Below are 16,246 nucleotides of genomic sequence, written 5' to 3'. Positions count from 1 at the left end.
CAAAACCTTACTTACTATCTAGTTTTGAATGTATAAACATTCACTTGTCTGGTGACAATGGCAAGGAGGTCACACCTGTTCCCATGCCGAACACAGAAGTTAAGCTCCTTAGCGCCGATGGTAGTCGGACTGACGTTCCGCTAGAGTAGGACGTTGCCAGGCAATATACAAATCGTATGGATGCGATGAGCCGAATCGAGACCGTAAGGTCTCTTTTTTTATATTCAAAAATAGTGCTAAAGGTGGATAGCATATTCCAATATGATATTTTTAATGTAGATTATTTAATTAAAGTTTCAATTAATGCATTAACATGATTTTCAAGCTCACTTTGTTTAATTCCACCGAATCCTAAAATGAATTTAGGGTATTTTTGAAGATCATCTTCATAGTTATAAATTTCTAATTTTAAATTATTTTTCTTAGCATTTTCCATGCATTGATTTAGTGTTAACCCGTTAATAACTGTTAGTGTAAAATGCATTCCAGTTAGAGCACCATCGATTTGTATCTGTTTATTGTATTTATTTAATCGACTTAAAATATAGTTTAATTTATTTCGATAGATTTTTCTCATTTTATTTAAATGTCTCTCAAAACTGCCACTAGCCATGAAACGAGCAACCATATGTTGAATATGTACCGGTACAGTATTACCTTCTTTATACTTTCTCTTATTAAATTTATGCATTAAACTTTTAGGTAATACAATATACGCTATTCTACAACTTGGATATAATGATTTTGAAAAAGTACTAATATAGATTACTTTTTCTTTAGTATCTAAGCTTTGTAGGGCAGGAATGGGTTTGCCAAAATACCTGAATTCTGAATCATAATCATCCTCAATGATATATCTATTAGCTTCTTGATGGGACCAATTGATTAGTTGTGTTCTCTTTTTTAGATTTGTAACATAACCAGTTGGGAATTGGTGGGAGGGTGTTATATATAATACATTTTTTTTTGAATTTAAAACTGGATCGATTTGTATTCCATTCTTTTCAACTGGAACCTGTAAATATTTCATGCGTTTCTTGTCTAAAACTTGCTTTATGGGTGGATAACTTGGGTCTTCAATTATAAACTCATCTTCTTTAAGTAAATTTGTAATCATGTCTAATAATTGGCTTGTAGAAGAACCGATTATGATTTGATTGGGATGTGAGGTTACACCTCTACTATTAAATAAGTAATGTGCTATTTGTTGTCTTAATGCATACTCACCTTGGCGTTTACCACGCCGTAGAAGAGCAATTTGATTATCTTCATATACATCTTTAGCATATTTCCTGAAAATGCGCATTGGAAAACTTTCAGAATCTATCTCAGCTAAACTAAAAGAATATTTGTATCTATGTTGTTCATTGTCTAAATTGTTACTATCTTCATTTTCGCTTAACTTATTCGAATGACGATGTATAACTGGCAATGCTTCAATATCCGAAACAAAAAAGCCAGATCTTGGTTTGGAGTGTATAAATCCCTCGTCATTCAATAACTGATAAGCATGTTCTATTGTGGTATGACTTATCGATAAATGTTTGCTTAACTGTCTTTTGGAAGGAAATTTATCGTTTGCTTGATATTGTCCTTCGATAATTTGTTTTTTAAAATTTTCATAAAGTGATAAGTAAAGTGGTTGTGAGGATTTCATTAAACTGACCCCTATCATTATATATAAATTGAACCTTTTTAAACATCAGTTTATCTCTTAAAATGAATTTAATCAATAAGAAAAGGGGTAAAATTTATGTCTAAAATTGTAGGCTCAGATCGAGTAAAAAGAGGAATGGCTGAAATGCAAAAGGGTGGCGTTATTATGGACGTTGTCAATGCAGAGCAAGCTAGAATTGCTGAAGAAGCGGGTGCAGTTGCTGTAATGGCATTAGAACGTGTTCCTTCAGATATCCGTGCAGCAGGCGGCGTTGCGCGTATGGCTAACCCTAAAATTGTAGAGGAAGTAATGAATGCTGTATCTATTCCTGTTATGGCAAAGGCGCGTATTGGTCACATCACTGAAGCAAGAGTTTTAGAAGCAATGGGAGTAGACTATATTGATGAATCAGAGGTACTTACTCCAGCTGATGAAGAGTGTCATTTACGAAAAGATCAATTCACTGTGCCATTTGTATGTGGTTGTCGAAATTTAGGTGAAGCAGCTCGTCGCATTGGTGAAGGTGCAGCTATGTTACGTACTAAAGGTGAACCTGGAACAGGAAATATTGTTGAGGCGGTACGTCACATGAGACGAGTAAATTCTGAAGTTAGCCGACTAACAGTAATGAATGATGATGAAATTATGACTTTTGCTAAAGATTTAGGTGCACCATTTGAAGTGTTAAAACAAATTAAAGATAGTGGTCGTTTACCAGTAGTTAACTTTGCAGCAGGTGGTGTAGCAACACCTCAAGACGCAGCGTTGATGATGGAATTAGGTGCAGATGGTGTATTCGTAGGTTCAGGTATTTTTAAATCAGAAAATCCTGAAAAATTTGCTAAAGCAATTGTACAAGCAACGACACATTATCAAGATTATGAACTAATTGGTAAATTGGCAAGTGAACTTGGAACTGCTATGAAAGGGTTGGATATTAACCAAATTTCATTAGAAGAACGTATGCAAGAGCGTGGTTGGTAATTATGAAAATGAAAATAGGTGTTTTAGCTTTACAAGGTGCTGTTCGTGAACATATTCGTCACATTGAATTAAGTGGTCATGAAGGTATTGCAGTAAAAAGAGTTAAACAACTTGAAGATATAGAAGGATTAATTTTACCAGGTGGCGAATCAACAACGCTAAGAAGATTAATGGATTTATACGGGTTTAAAAAGGCACTACAGCAATCTGATTTACCAATGTTTGGTACTTGTGCAGGTTTAATAGTACTTGCCAAAGATGTAGAAGGTGAAACAGGTTATCTGAAGAAGTTAAATATCACTGTCGAACGTAATTCATTTGGTCGACAAGTTGATAGTTTTGAATCTGAACTTGATATTAAAGGTATTGCCAAAGATATTGAAGGTGTATTTATAAGAGCGCCCCATATAGTACAAGTTGAGAAAGGCGTCGAAATTCTTAGTCAAGTCGGTGATAAGATTGTTGCTGTCAAACAAGGCAACTATCTTGGTGTTTCATTTCATCCGGAATTAACAGATGATTATCGTATAACTGAATATTTTATCAATCACATGGTTCAGAAGTAGATGCTTTAGATAAAACGGTCATTTTATAGATGACCGTTTTTTTATAATTTTAAAATTTGAATTTCTAAAATTAGCTACTGTAATTCTTGCACAAAATAATTTTCATAAAAAACAAGAGTAACTTCATAGTTACTCTTGAGTAATCCATAATTATATAAAGAAGCCAGCAATTGCTGCAGAAATAAATGAAACAAGTGTTGCGCCGAATAATAATTTTAATCCGAAACGTGCAACGACATCTCCTTTTTTGTCATTAAGTGATTTAATTGCACCTGAGATGATACCGATAGAACTAAAGTTTGCGAAGGATACTAAGAAAACAGATGTTATACCTTTAGCATGTTCTGATAAACCAGTTGTTTTACCTAAGTCTTGCATAGCTACGAATTCATTAGATAATAATTTTGTTGCCATAACTGAACCAGATTGAACAGCATCATGCCAAGGAATGCCAGCTAAGAAAGCAAATGGTGCAAAGATAAATCCAATCAATGTTTGGAAGTTCCATGATATTGCTCCCCTTGAGCATAAACTGAAGATTCCGCTTACTATTCCATTAAGTAAAGCAATAATAGCAATATATCCAATTAACATTGCGCCTACTATCACCGCTACTTTAAATCCATCTAAAATGTATTCTCCTAACATTTCAAAAAATGACTGATTCTTAATTTCGCTTTCATCTACTAGTAATTTATCGTCTTCCTCATTAACTTTATATGGATTAATGATTGAAACAATGATAAAACCACCAAATAAGTTAAGTACTACTGCAGTTACAACGTATTTAGGTTCTATAAGTGTAAAATAAGCACCGATAATTGAAGCTGATACTGTAGACATTGCTGATGCAGTTAAAGTATATAAACGTTGTTTAGGTATGTAAGATAATTGTTTTTTTAATGATATAAATACCTCGGATTGTCCTAATATCGCAGCTGCTACAGCGTTGTATGATTCTAAACGTCCCATGCCATTAATTTTGGAAATCAAGAAGCCCAATCCATTAATAATAAATGGCAAAATACGTGTATATTGTAAGATACCGATTAATGCAGAAATAAAGACAATTGGTAATAAAACATTAAAGAAGAATGGAGGGTTTTTAGGGTTAATAAATTCAAATCCACCAAATACAAAATTGACACCGACTGCAGCTTTAGCTAGTAAGTAACTAAAGCCATTTGAGATACCGCCAATGACGGTAATACCGATATGCGTTTTTAACAAGATAAATGCAAAGATGAATTGAATTACTAAAAGTAATCCAACATATTGCCAGCGAATATTTTTTCTGTCTGAACTAAATAAGTATGCGAGTGCTAAAAAGAAAATAATTCCTATAATACCAATCACAATACACATGTTTCTTCATTCCTTTAATTTTTTCTATTCTCAATCATACAATAAAATGAACGTGCTAACATCATAAAATTAAAATTTTAAAATCAAATTGGTTGAAAAAGGTCAAAGAGGGTCATATAATATAGTCAAAGAAGGTCAAAAAGAGGTGATATCCATGCATAATATATCTGACATCATAGAACAATACATTAAACATTTATTTGAAGAAACAAATGAAGATGTAGTGGAAATTCAACGGGCTAATATTGCTCAACGTTTTGATTGTGTTCCATCTCAACTCAACTATGTTATTAAAACCCGTTTCACAAATGAACATGGTTATGAAATAGAAAGCAAACGTGGTGGTGGAGGTTACATCCGAATCACCAAAATTGAAAATAAAGACGCCACAGGATATATTAATCACTTGCTTCAATTGATAGGACCTTCTATTTCACAACAACAAGCTTATTATGTAATAGATGGTTTATTAGATAAAGGATTGATCAATGATAGAGAAGCTAAAATGATACAAGCGGTTATTGACAGAGAAACATTAAAAATGGATGTGGTTGCTAGAGATATAATTAGAGCGAATATTTTAAAACGATTACTTCCAGTTATTAATTACTACTAAGTAAAGTGAGGTGTCTCTAAGTGCTTTGTGAAAATTGCCATTTAAATGAAGCTGAAGTTAAACTTACAGTTAAGAGTAAAGATGGTACGCATGAAAAGTGGGTGTGTTCCACTTGTGCACAGGGATCAATTCCTTGGCAACATTCACATGATGATAATTCCTATCACACCCATCAAGATGATATCGAAGAAGTTTTTGTTGTTAAGCAAATATTACAACATCTTGCTACGAAACATGGTATTAATTTTCAAGAAATGGCGTTTAAAGAAGAAAAGCAATGCCCGTCATGTCAAATGACTTTAAAGGACATTGCTCATGTAGGTAAGTTCGGGTGTTCTAATTGTTATGCGACCTTTAAAGAAGACATAATAGATATTGTGCAAAGAGTTCAAGGTGGGCAATTTGCTCATGTTGGCAAAACACCTCAGTCATCTTATAAGAAACTTGCTATTAAAAAGCAAATTGAAGCAAAAACAAAATATCTTAATAAACTAATAGAAGAACAAGAATTTGAAGAAGCAGCTATAATTCGTGATGAAATTAAGGCATTAAAAGATGAAAGTGAGGTGTCTCACGATGAGTGATATTTATGCAAATATTAGTCAGTGGATGAAGATGACGGAAGAGGCATCTGTTGTTATTTCTTCAAGAATACGTTTAGCTAGAAATCTTGAAAATCACGTTCATCCTTTAATGTTTCCTTCTGAAAAAGAAGGATTTCGTGTTATCAATGAGGTTCAAGGTGCTCTTCCGGACTTAACTTTGCATCGTTTAGATACTATGAATCAAAAAAACAAGATGAAATTAGTTGCAAAACATCTTGTGAGTCCAGAACTTATAAAGCAATCTGCCTCAGCAGTATTATTAAATGATGATGAGTCTTTAAGCGTGATGGTTAATGAAGAAGATCACATAAGAATACAAGCATTAGGAACAGATTTATCCCTTAAAGATTTATTCAAACGGGCTTCTAAAATTGATGATGATTTAGATAAAGAGTTAGATATTAGCTTTGATGAGCATTTAGGTTTTCTGACTACGTGTCCCACAAATGTGGGTACTGGCATGCGTGCAAGTGTCATGTTACATTTGCCAGGACTTTCTATAATGAAAAGAATGAACCGAATTGCACAGACAATTAATCGCTTTGGATTTACGATTCGAGGTATTTATGGAGAAGGCTCACAAGTTTATGGACATATATATCAGGTTTCAAATCAACTCACTTTAGGGAAAACAGAAGAAGAAATCATTGATAATTTAACAGAAGTTGTAAATCAAATCATTAATGAAGAAAAGCAAATTCGTGAAAGACTTGCTAAGCATAATCCCGTTGAAACATTAGATAGAGTTTATCGTTCTTTAGGGATATTACAAAATAGTAGAATCATTTCAATGGAAGAGGCATCATGTCGATTAAGTGAAGTAAAACTTGGTATAGACTTAGGATACATTTCGCTCGAAAATTTTAAGTTTAATGAATTAATGGTAGCAATTCAGTCGCCATTTTTAATAGAAGATGACGATAATAGGACAGTAAATGAAAAAAGAGCTAACTTGTTAAGAGAGCATATAAAATAAGGAGGTAATTTATATATGTTATTTGGCAGATTAACAGAACGTGCGCAGCGTGTCTTAGCGCATGCACAAGAAGAAGCGATTCGTTTAAACCATTCTAATATTGGAACAGAACATCTTTTACTAGGTTTAATGAAAGAACCAGAAGGTATAGCTGCTAAAGTTTTAGAAAGTTTTAATATCACTGAAGACAAAGTAATTGAAGAAGTAGAAAAGTTAATTGGTCATGGTCAAGAACAAATGGGCACGCTTCACTATACGCCTAGAGCTAAAAAAGTGATTGAACTTTCTATGGATGAAGCGAGAAAGTTACACCACAATTTTGTTGGAACAGAACACATTCTACTTGGTTTAATTCGTGAAAATGAAGGTGTAGCAGCGCGCGTATTTGCGAATTTAGATTTAAATATTACCAAAGCACGTGCACAAGTTGTTAAAGCTTTAGGTAGTCCTGAAATGAGTAATAAAAATGCTCGAGCAAACAAGTCTAACAATACGCCAACATTGGATAGTTTAGCTAGAGATTTAACAGTGATTGCTAAGGATGGCACATTAGATCCAGTTGTAGGTCGAGATAAGGAAATTACGCGTGTTATTGAAGTATTAAGTCGTCGTACTAAAAATAATCCTGTACTTATTGGTGAACCTGGTGTAGGTAAAACAGCAATTGCAGAGGGGCTAGCACAAGCAATTGTTAACAATGAAGTACCTGAAACACTGAAAGATAAACGTGTAATGTCTTTAGACATGGGAACAGTTGTGGCTGGAACTAAATATCGTGGTGAATTTGAAGAACGTTTAAAAAAAGTAATGGAAGAAATTCATCAAGCAGGTAATGTCATTCTATTCATAGATGAATTACACACACTTGTAGGTGCTGGCGGTGCAGAGGGAGCAATTGATGCTTCAAATATTCTTAAACCAGCTTTAGCTAGAGGAGAATTGCAATGCATCGGTGCTACAACATTAGATGAATATCGCAAAAATATTGAAAAAGATGCTGCATTAGAACGTCGTTTCCAACCTATTCAAGTTGATGAACCGACTGTTGAAGATACAATCGAAATTTTAAAAGGTTTACGTGATCGCTATGAAGCGCATCATAGAATAAACATTTCAGATGAAGCATTAGAAGCGGCTGCTAAGCTAAGTAATCGTTATATTTCAGACCGTTTCTTGCCAGATAAAGCAATTGATCTTATTGATGAAGCTAGTTCTAAAGTAAGACTAAAAAGTCACACGACACCTAATAATTTAAAAGAGATTGAACAAGAAATTGAAAATGTAAAAAATGAAAAAGATGCTGCAGTACACGCTCAAGAATTTGAAAATGCAGCAAACTTAAGAGACAAACAATCAAAACTTGAGAAACAATATGAAGATGCTAAAAACGAATGGAAAAACTCTCAAGGTGGTGTTAACACAGCTTTATCTGAAGAAGATATTGCAGAGGTTATTGCAGGTTGGACTGACATACCATTAACTAAAATCAACGAAACTGAGTCAAATCGCTTACTAAATCTTGAAGATACACTTCATAAACGTGTGATTGGACAAAACGACGCTGTTAATTCAATTAGTAAAGCTGTTCGCCGTGCACGTGCGGGTCTTAAAGATCCAAAACGTCCAATCGGTAGTTTCATATTCTTAGGACCAACTGGAGTTGGTAAAACTGAACTAGCTCGAGCATTAGCTGAATCTATGTTCGGCGAAGATGATGCGATGATTCGTGTTGATATGAGTGAATTTATGGAGAAACATACAGTGAGTCGTCTAGTGGGAGCGCCTCCAGGTTATGTAGGTCATGATAATGGTGGTCAATTAACTGAAAAAGTTAGACGTAAACCATATTCAGTTATTTTATTCGATGAAATTGAAAAAGCACATCCTGATGTATTTAATATACTTTTACAAGTTTTAGATGATGGTCATTTAACAGATACAAAAGGTCGTACAGTTGATTTTCGTAATACAGTGATTATTATGACTTCAAATGTTGGTGCACAAGAAATACAAGATCAACGTTTTGCTGGTTTCAGTGGCGCATCTGAAGGCAACGATTACGAAACAATTCGTAAAACGATGATGAAAGAATTAAAAAATTCATTCCGTCCAGAATTCTTAAACCGTGTCGACGATATTATCGTATTCCATAAACTGACTAAAGACGAATTAAAAGAAATTGTAACTATGATGGTTAATAAACTTACAAATCGTCTATCTGAACAAGATATAAATGTTGTAGTAACTGATAAGGCGAAAGGTAAAATTGCTGAAGAGGGTTATGATCCGGAATATGGCGCACGACCTCTAATTAGAGCAATTCAAAAAACTGTAGAAGATAACTTAAGTGAATTAATTTTAGATGGTAATCAAATTGAAGGAAAAGAAGTCACTATTGATCATGATGGTGAAGAGTTTAAATATGATATTCATGAAAAAACTTCTAACAAGGAAAAGACAGAATCCTAAATCGAAAAATTCTTAATGACTATGTTTGAAAAGTGTTCCTCTATTCTTAGAGGAATGCTTTTTTGTTTTATTTAAAAACATTGACACAAGCTTTAAACTAACTTAATTTTTAAGAAAATAAATGGTGAAAAGTAACAAAAAAATGATTAAGATTAAATCAATCACATTTAATTTGTCATAATCAAATTGTCAGTTTAAAATAGATTTGTTCATAAGAATTTGGAGGTGTAAAAATGGCCAAGAAAAAAGTAATATTTGAATGTATGGCATGTGGCTATCAATCTCCGAAATGGATGGGTAAATGCCCAAGTTGTGGTGCATGGAATCAAATGGAAGAAACGATAGAGAAGGCTACCAACCCTAAGCATGATGTAAAGTCAAAGGAAGTAGTAGGAAAAGTTCAAAAGCTTAATAGTATTAAACATGAAGTCATACCGAGAATTCTTACTGATTCAAAAGAATTTAATAGAGTACTTGGTGGTGGAATCGTTAGTGGGTCGCTTGTACTTATAGGTGGAGATCCAGGTATAGGAAAGTCTACACTACTTCTTCAAATATGTGCTACACTATCGCAAAATAAAAATGTGCTATATATCAGTGGTGAGGAATCGATTAATCAAACTAAACTACGCGCAGATCGCTTAGAAGAAGATTCTAGTCACCTAAATGTATTAGCTGAAACTGATTTAGAGGTCATTCATCAAACCGTTAAAGATGAACGTCCTGATTTGCTTGTCATAGACTCTATACAAACGATTTATCATCCGGAAATCAGTTCTGCGCCTGGTTCAGTATCTCAGGTTAGGGAAAGCACACAAAGTTTAATGAATATAGCGAAGCAGATGAATATTGCTACCTTTATAGTTGGTCATGTTACGAAAGAAGGCCAAATAGCTGGGCCTAGATTACTTGAGCATATGGTAGATACAGTACTATATTTCGAAGGTGATGAGCATCATGCTTATCGTATCTTGAGAGCCGTTAAAAACCGTTTTGGATCTACAAATGAGATGGGGATTTTTGAAATGAAACAAAGTGGATTAAAAGGTGTTCTTAATCCATCTGAAATGTTCTTAGAGGAACGTTCAACTAATGTTCCTGGTTCGACAATTGTTCCTACTATGGAAGGAACACGACCACTTCTTATCGAAGTTCAAGCATTAGTTACTCCTACAACATTTAATAATCCTAGACGTATGGCTACTGGTATAGATCACAATAGATTAAGTCTCCTGATGGCTGTATTAGAAAAGAAAGAAAATTATTTACTGCAACAACAAGACGCTTATATTAAAGTTGCAGGTGGTGTGAAATTAACAGAACCGGCTGTAGACCTTAGCATTATTGTAGCTACTGCATCAAGCTTCAAAGACAGAACTGTAGACGGCTTAGACTGTTTTGTAGGTGAAGTAGGTTTGACTGGGGAAGTTCGTCGAATATCGCGTATAGAACAACGTGTTCAAGAAGCAGCAAAACTTGGTTTTAAAAGAGCTATCATTCCTAAAACTAATATAGGAGGTTGGACTTTTCCTGAAGGTATACAGGTAATTGGTGTATCTACAGTTCATGAAGCTTTGAAATTCGCACTTCACTCGACATAAAGATAAATATTGAATTAATTAGGAAAGGACAACATAGAAAGGAGGACATGAATTGAATATCGTAAAATCAATTGTGGTAATAATATATGCGATTCTAGGAGCTGCATTAGGCATTATTATCGTTCCAGAGGTCGTTTCTGATATAGGTATTACTCAGTATCCTATAATCACAAATTATTATATAGATGGTTTAATAGGTATTATTCTATTTTTTATTATTTTCGGATTATTTATCAATAAAGTTACAAGTGCATTTAAACAATTTGAACAATTGATAATGAATCGAAGTGCAATTGAAATTCTATTCGCAACTATTGGACTTATTATTGGTTTGTTTATTTCAGTAATGGTTTCTTTTATTTTAGAAATAATAGGAAATTCAATTTTTAATCATTTTATACCCATCATAATCACAATTATCCTGTGTTATTTAGGATTTCAGTTTGGCTTGAAAAAGCGTGATGAGATGTTGATGTTTTTACCAGAAAATATGGCACGTTCAATGTCTAATAATACACGTAAAGCTATACCTAAAATTATTGATACAAGCGCGATTATTGATGGTCGAGTATTAGATATTATACGCTGTGGTTTTATTGACGGAGATATTCTTATTCCTCAAGGAGTTATCAATGAATTACAAATTGTTGCTGATGCTAAGGATAGTGTAAAGCGAGAAAAAGGACAGAGAGGGTTAGATATTCTGAATCAACTTTATGATTTAGAATATCCTACTCGAGTGATTCATCCAACAAAAACACATAGCGAAATAGACACGTTATTAATTAAACTTGCACAACATTATCATGCTCATGTTATTACTACAGATTTTAATTTAAATAAAGTTTGTCACGTACAAGGCATCACAGCACTCAATGTAAATGATTTATCTGAAGCGATAAAACCTAATGTTCATCAAGGTGATCGTTTAAACATTTTACTTACTAAGATGGGAAAAGAACCTGGACAAGGTGTAGGTTACCTAGATGATGGTACAATGGTAGTTGTTGACAATGCAAAGAAATTGATTGGTCAATACGTTACATTAGAGGTTATTAGTTTATTACAAACTTCATCAGGAAGAATTGTCTTTGCAAAATATATAGAAGATGAAATGTCCTTTAGCGATAAATAATTTTGAATGGGTTTCATGTGAAACGAGATATTACGTTTGGAATTATGTAATTTATATTTTAAACTTTTGAACTAAAAGAGATATATTTGATGAAAGTACTTAAACAAGTTCCTTATCAAAGCATTATTTAAGTGCTACAATATTATTGAAATGTTAAGTGAGATTGAAGAATCATCCATTGGAAAAGTTATTCGTAAAGGTATGGTTCAACACATCATTAGCTTTTGAATAGCTTTTTTAAAGTTGAATAAGCTCACGTTGAACTTGAAAGTTAACATGCATTATTTGGTAAGAGAAGTGGTATCAAAATTTTAATTAATACTTTTATTGAGCTTAATTAAGATTGTGAACCATTGAATTAGTCATACAATTAATAATCTTAGGAGTGAATATAATGAGTGAACGAATCAGAGTAAGATATGCACCAAGTCCAACTGGATATTTGCATATTGGAAATGCTCGAACAGCATTATTTAACTATTTATTTGCCAAACACTATAATGGGGATTTTGTTGTTCGAATTGAAGATACAGATAGTAAACGTAATTTAGAAGATGGCGAGTCATCACAATTTGATAACTTGAAATGGTTAGGATTAAATTGGGATGAATCAGTTGATAAGGACAAAGGATTCGGACCTTATCGTCAATCTGAACGTGCTGATATTTATAATCCGCTTATTCAACAATTACTTGATCAGGATAAAGCATACAAATGTTACATGACTGAGGAAGAATTAGAAGAAGAACGCGAAGCTCAAATTGCTCGAGGAGAAATGCCTCGTTATGGTGGACAACATGCTCGTCTAACTGAAGAACAACGTCAACAATTTGAAGCGGAAGGTCGTCAACCATCAATACGTTTCCGTGTCCCTAAAGATAAAACATACTCTTTCAAAGATATGGTTAAGGGTGAAATCTCTTTTGATTCTAATAATATTGGAGACTGGGTCATCGTAAAAAAAGATGGTGTACCAACTTATAACTTCGCAGTAGCTGTTGATGATCACTATATGGAAATTTCAGACGTTATACGTGGAGATGATCATGTTTCTAATACTCCTAAGCAATTAATGATTTATGAAGAATTTGGCTGGGAACCGCCTCGTTTTGGTCATATGTCACTTATTGTGAATGAAGAACGTAAGAAATTAAGTAAACGTGATGGTCAAATTCTACAATTTATCGAGCAATATCGTGATTTAGGTTATCTTCCAGAAGCATTTTTTAATTTCATTACCTTACTTGGTTGGTCTCCGGAAGGGGAAGAAGAAATCTTTTCTAAAGAGGAATTCATCAAAATATTTGATGAAAAACGTCTTTCTAAATCTCCTGCAATGTTTGATAGACAAAAGTTAGCTTGGGTCAATAACCAATATATGAAAACAAAAGATACTGAAACTGTATTTGAATTAGCCCTACCTCACTTAATTAAAGCTAATCTAATTCCAGAAAATCCGTCTGAAGAAGATAGAAATTGGGGTCGTAAACTCATTGCACTTTATCAAAAAGAAATGAGTTATGCTGGAGAAATTGTTCCATTATCAGAAATGTTTTTTCATGAAATGCCTGAACTCGGTGAAGAAGAACAAGAAGTATTAAATGGTGAGCAAGTACCAGAATTAATGAATCACTTATATAGTAAATTAGAAGCGCTTGATCCATTTGAAGCTACTGAAATAAAGAAAAAAATTAAAGAAGTTCAAAAAGAAATAGGTATCAAGGGTAAACAACTCTTTATGCCTATACGTGTTGCTGTTACTGGACAAATGCATGGTCCTGAATTACCTACTACAATTGAAGTACTAGGTAAAGATAAAGTGCTATCACGCTTAAAAAAGTTTGTGTAAATTATAATATCAATCAAAAATAAACTTTATAGAAAACCATTTCCGACTTGAAATTTCACAAATAACAACCTATTATTAGAATTATAAAAATGAATCAAAGGATTAGTAGTTAAATACTTTATGACTCAGAGAGTGTGCGTTGGCTGTGAGCACATCATAAATATTAATGAATGCACCTTTGTAATTTAAAATGAATAATATAAATGAGAATGATGATGTTTATTTATCATAAATATCGTTATTAAATTAAGAGTGGAACCGTGCGTGAGCGCCTCTAGCAACAGATGTTAGAGGCGTTCTTTTAGTGTATTTAACTTTAGTAACTAACGTATTATGAGAACCATTAACGAAACGAAATAAAGAAATCAAATTGATTTGACTAAGGGGGAGACGGTCTTGTTAAGAAGAATGAAAGACGATATAAAAATGGTGTTTGAACAGGATCCAGCAGCACGCTCAACTTTAGAAGTAGTAACAACTTATGCAGGCATACATGCAGTGTGGAGTCATTTAATAGCCCATAAACTTTATAATAAAAAACGTTTTGTTGCAGCAAGAATGATTTCGCAATTGTCACGTTTTTTCACAGGAATAGAAATTCATCCGGGCGCCAAAATTGGTAAGCGATTATTTATCGATCATGGTATGGGTGTAGTAATTGGAGAAACATGTACAATTGGCGATAATGTAACAATATATCAAGGTGTCACTTTAGGTGGTACTGGTAAGGATAGAGGTAAAAGGCATCCTGATATTGGTGATAATGTATTAATAGCAGCTGGCTCTAAAATTTTAGGTAATATCCAAATTGATTCTAACGTTAATATAGGGGCCAATTCTGTCGTTTTACAATCTGTGCCTAGTTATACAACTGTTGTCGGTATTCCTGGTCACATTGTAAAACAAGAAGGCAAACGTATAGGTAAAACATTTGATCACCGTAACTTACCTGATCCACTTTTTGAACAAATAAAACATTTAGAGCGCCAACTTGAAAAAGCTAAGAATGGAGAAATTCAAGATGATTACATTATATAACACTTTAACGCGTCAGAAAGAGACGTTTGAGCCCATTGAACCGGGTAAGGTAAAAATGTATGTATGTGGTCCAACTGTTTATAATTATATTCACATAGGAAATGCTCGACCTGCCATCAATTATGATGTAGTCAGAAGATATTTTGAATATAAAGGATATGAAGTTATTTATGTTTCAAATTTTACAGATGTAGACGATAAATTAATCAACCGCTCTAAAGAATTGAACGAGAGTGTCCCTGAAATTGCAGAAAAATATATTAAAGCATTTTATGAAGATGTAGGTGCTTTAAACGTTAAAAAAGCAACATCTAATCCTCGAGTGATGCATCATATGGATGAAATTATCGATTTTATCAAAAAGTTAGTAGATCAAGGATATGCTTATGCAAGTTATGGCGATGTTTACTTTAGAACTCGTAAGTTTGATGGATATGGTAAATTAAGCCACCAATCTTTAAATGACTTAAAAGTAGGAGCTCGTATCGAAGCTGGTGAACAAAAAGAAGATGACTTGGATTTTACTTTATGGAAAGAAGCTAAACCGGGTGAAATTAGTTGGAATAGTCCATTTGGCGAAGGTCGACCTGGTTGGCATATCGAATGTTCAGTGATGGCATATCATGAACTAGGTCCAACAATTGATATTCATGCTGGCGGATCAGATTTACAATTTCCGCACCATGAAAATGAAATCGCTCAATCAGAAGCGCACAATCACGCACCATTTGCTAACTATTGGATGCATAATGGTTTTATTAATATTGATAATGAGAAAATGAGTAAATCATTAGGAAACTTTATTTTAGTACATGATATTATCAAAGAAATTGATCCCGATGTTTTGCGTTTCTTTATAATTAGTGTGCATTATCGTAGTCCTATTAACTATAATTTAGAACTTGTGGGAGCTGCACGTAGTGGCTTAGAGCGCATACGTAATAGTTATAAATTGATTGAAGAAAAAGAAAATATTGCTACTGATTTAGTTGAACAGTTAGCTTATATTAAGCAAATTGATACTATTCTTAAACAGTTTGAAGCTGTAATGGACGACGATTTTAACACTGCTAATGCGGTTACAGCTTGGTATGACTTAGCGAAACTTGCGAATAAATATGTTCTTGAAAATACAACTTCAACTAAAGTGATTAATAAATTTAAAGAAGTGTATAAAATTTTTAGTGATGTATTAGGTATTCCTCTTAAAGGAAAAGAAACAGATGAGTTATTAGATGAAGATATTGAGCAATTAATTGAGGAACGTAACGTAGCACGTAAGAATAAAGATTTCACCCGCGCAGATGAAATTAGAGATATATTAAAAGAACGTAATATTATTTTAGAAGATACGCCTCAAGGTGTAAGATTTAAGCGTGGTTAAA

General features: G+C 33.4%; 13 protein-coding genes and 1 rRNA gene. 12 read left to right on the top strand and 2 right to left on the bottom strand.

Annotated features, from left to right (window positions below):
• Positions 1 to 47 precede the first annotated feature (47 nt).
• Positions 48 to 162 (top strand): 5S ribosomal RNA (gene rrf, locus DYE57_RS10595).
• Between the two features lie 118 nt (positions 163 to 280).
• Here the strand turns inward: rrf and pdxR are convergent.
• Entirely contained in the window at positions 281 to 1,657 is a 1,377-nt protein-coding gene (pdxR, locus tag DYE57_RS10590; protein ID WP_115313976.1) for a MocR-like pyridoxine biosynthesis transcription factor PdxR, read from the bottom strand.
• 96 nt (positions 1,658 to 1,753) lie between these two features.
• Between pdxR and pdxS the strand changes: the two genes are divergently transcribed.
• Both pdxS and pdxT read left to right on the top strand, forming a co-directional pair.
• The gene (gene pdxS / locus DYE57_RS10585) at positions 1,754 to 2,641 is read left to right on the top strand and encodes a pyridoxal 5'-phosphate synthase lyase subunit PdxS (RefSeq protein ID WP_115313975.1); all 888 of its coding nucleotides are present in this window, start codon (positions 1,754 to 1,756) and stop codon (positions 2,639 to 2,641) included.
• Between the two features lie 8 nt (positions 2,642 to 2,649).
• Positions 2,650 to 3,207, top strand: a complete 558-nt coding sequence (pdxT, locus tag DYE57_RS10580) for a pyridoxal 5'-phosphate synthase glutaminase subunit PdxT (protein ID WP_115314146.1) — start codon at positions 2,650 to 2,652, stop codon at positions 3,205 to 3,207.
• Positions 3,208 to 3,357: 150 nt separating this feature from the next.
• On the opposite strand, the gene DYE57_RS10575 is transcribed toward pdxT, so the two are convergent.
• Positions 3,358 to 4,572, bottom strand: coding sequence for a NupC/NupG family nucleoside CNT transporter (locus DYE57_RS10575; protein ID WP_115313974.1), 1,215 nt, complete (start codon positions 4,570 to 4,572; stop codon positions 3,358 to 3,360).
• Positions 4,573 to 4,726: 154 nt separating this feature from the next.
• Between DYE57_RS10575 and DYE57_RS10570 the strand changes: the two genes are divergently transcribed.
• The 9 genes from DYE57_RS10570 (at position 4,727) to cysS (ending at position 16,245) form a co-directional block, all read left to right on the top strand.
• The gene (locus DYE57_RS10570) at positions 4,727 to 5,188 is read left to right on the top strand and encodes a CtsR family transcriptional regulator (RefSeq protein WP_115313973.1); all 462 of its coding nucleotides are present in this window, start codon (positions 4,727 to 4,729) and stop codon (positions 5,186 to 5,188) included.
• A gap of 20 nt (positions 5,189 to 5,208) precedes the next feature.
• Entirely contained in the window at positions 5,209 to 5,772 is a 564-nt protein-coding gene (locus DYE57_RS10565) for a UvrB/UvrC motif-containing protein (RefSeq protein ID WP_115313972.1), read from the top strand.
• Complete coding sequence (locus DYE57_RS10560) at positions 5,765 to 6,769, top strand: protein arginine kinase (RefSeq protein ID WP_115313971.1); 1,005 nt, start codon at positions 5,765 to 5,767, stop codon at positions 6,767 to 6,769. Before DYE57_RS10565 ends, DYE57_RS10560 begins: the two co-directional genes overlap by 8 nt.
• A 15-nt stretch (positions 6,770 to 6,784) precedes the next feature.
• A complete protein-coding gene (locus DYE57_RS10555) occupies positions 6,785 to 9,238 on the top strand; it encodes an ATP-dependent Clp protease ATP-binding subunit (RefSeq protein WP_115313970.1) in 2,454 nt (817 codons plus the stop codon).
• 233 nt (positions 9,239 to 9,471) lie between these two features.
• Positions 9,472 to 10,839 carry a DNA repair protein RadA gene (gene radA, locus DYE57_RS10550; protein ID WP_115313969.1) on the top strand — a complete coding sequence of 456 codons (1,368 nt, stop codon included), beginning with the start codon at positions 9,472 to 9,474 and terminating at the stop codon, positions 10,837 to 10,839.
• A gap of 52 nt (positions 10,840 to 10,891) precedes the next feature.
• Entirely contained in the window at positions 10,892 to 11,974 is a 1,083-nt protein-coding gene (locus DYE57_RS10545; RefSeq protein ID WP_115313968.1) for a PIN/TRAM domain-containing protein, read from the top strand.
• A 394-nt stretch (positions 11,975 to 12,368) separates the two neighbouring features.
• The gene (gene gltX, locus DYE57_RS10540) at positions 12,369 to 13,823 is read left to right on the top strand and encodes a glutamate--tRNA ligase (protein ID WP_115313967.1); all 1,455 of its coding nucleotides are present in this window, start codon (positions 12,369 to 12,371) and stop codon (positions 13,821 to 13,823) included.
• 408 nt (positions 13,824 to 14,231) lie between these two features.
• Positions 14,232 to 14,861, top strand: coding sequence for a serine O-acetyltransferase (gene cysE, locus DYE57_RS10535; RefSeq protein ID WP_185802520.1), 630 nt, complete (start codon positions 14,232 to 14,234; stop codon positions 14,859 to 14,861).
• Positions 14,845 to 16,245, top strand: a complete 1,401-nt coding sequence (gene cysS, locus DYE57_RS10530) for a cysteine--tRNA ligase (protein ID WP_115313965.1) — start codon at positions 14,845 to 14,847, stop codon at positions 16,243 to 16,245. Before cysE ends, cysS begins: the two co-directional genes overlap by 17 nt.
• Position 16,246 lies beyond the last annotated feature (1 nt).

The sequence above is a fragment of the Staphylococcus saccharolyticus genome, from assembly GCF_900458815.1.
Classification (GTDB): domain Bacteria; phylum Bacillota; class Bacilli; order Staphylococcales; family Staphylococcaceae; genus Staphylococcus; species Staphylococcus saccharolyticus.
This window is presented reverse-complemented; position numbering and strand designations above follow the sequence as displayed.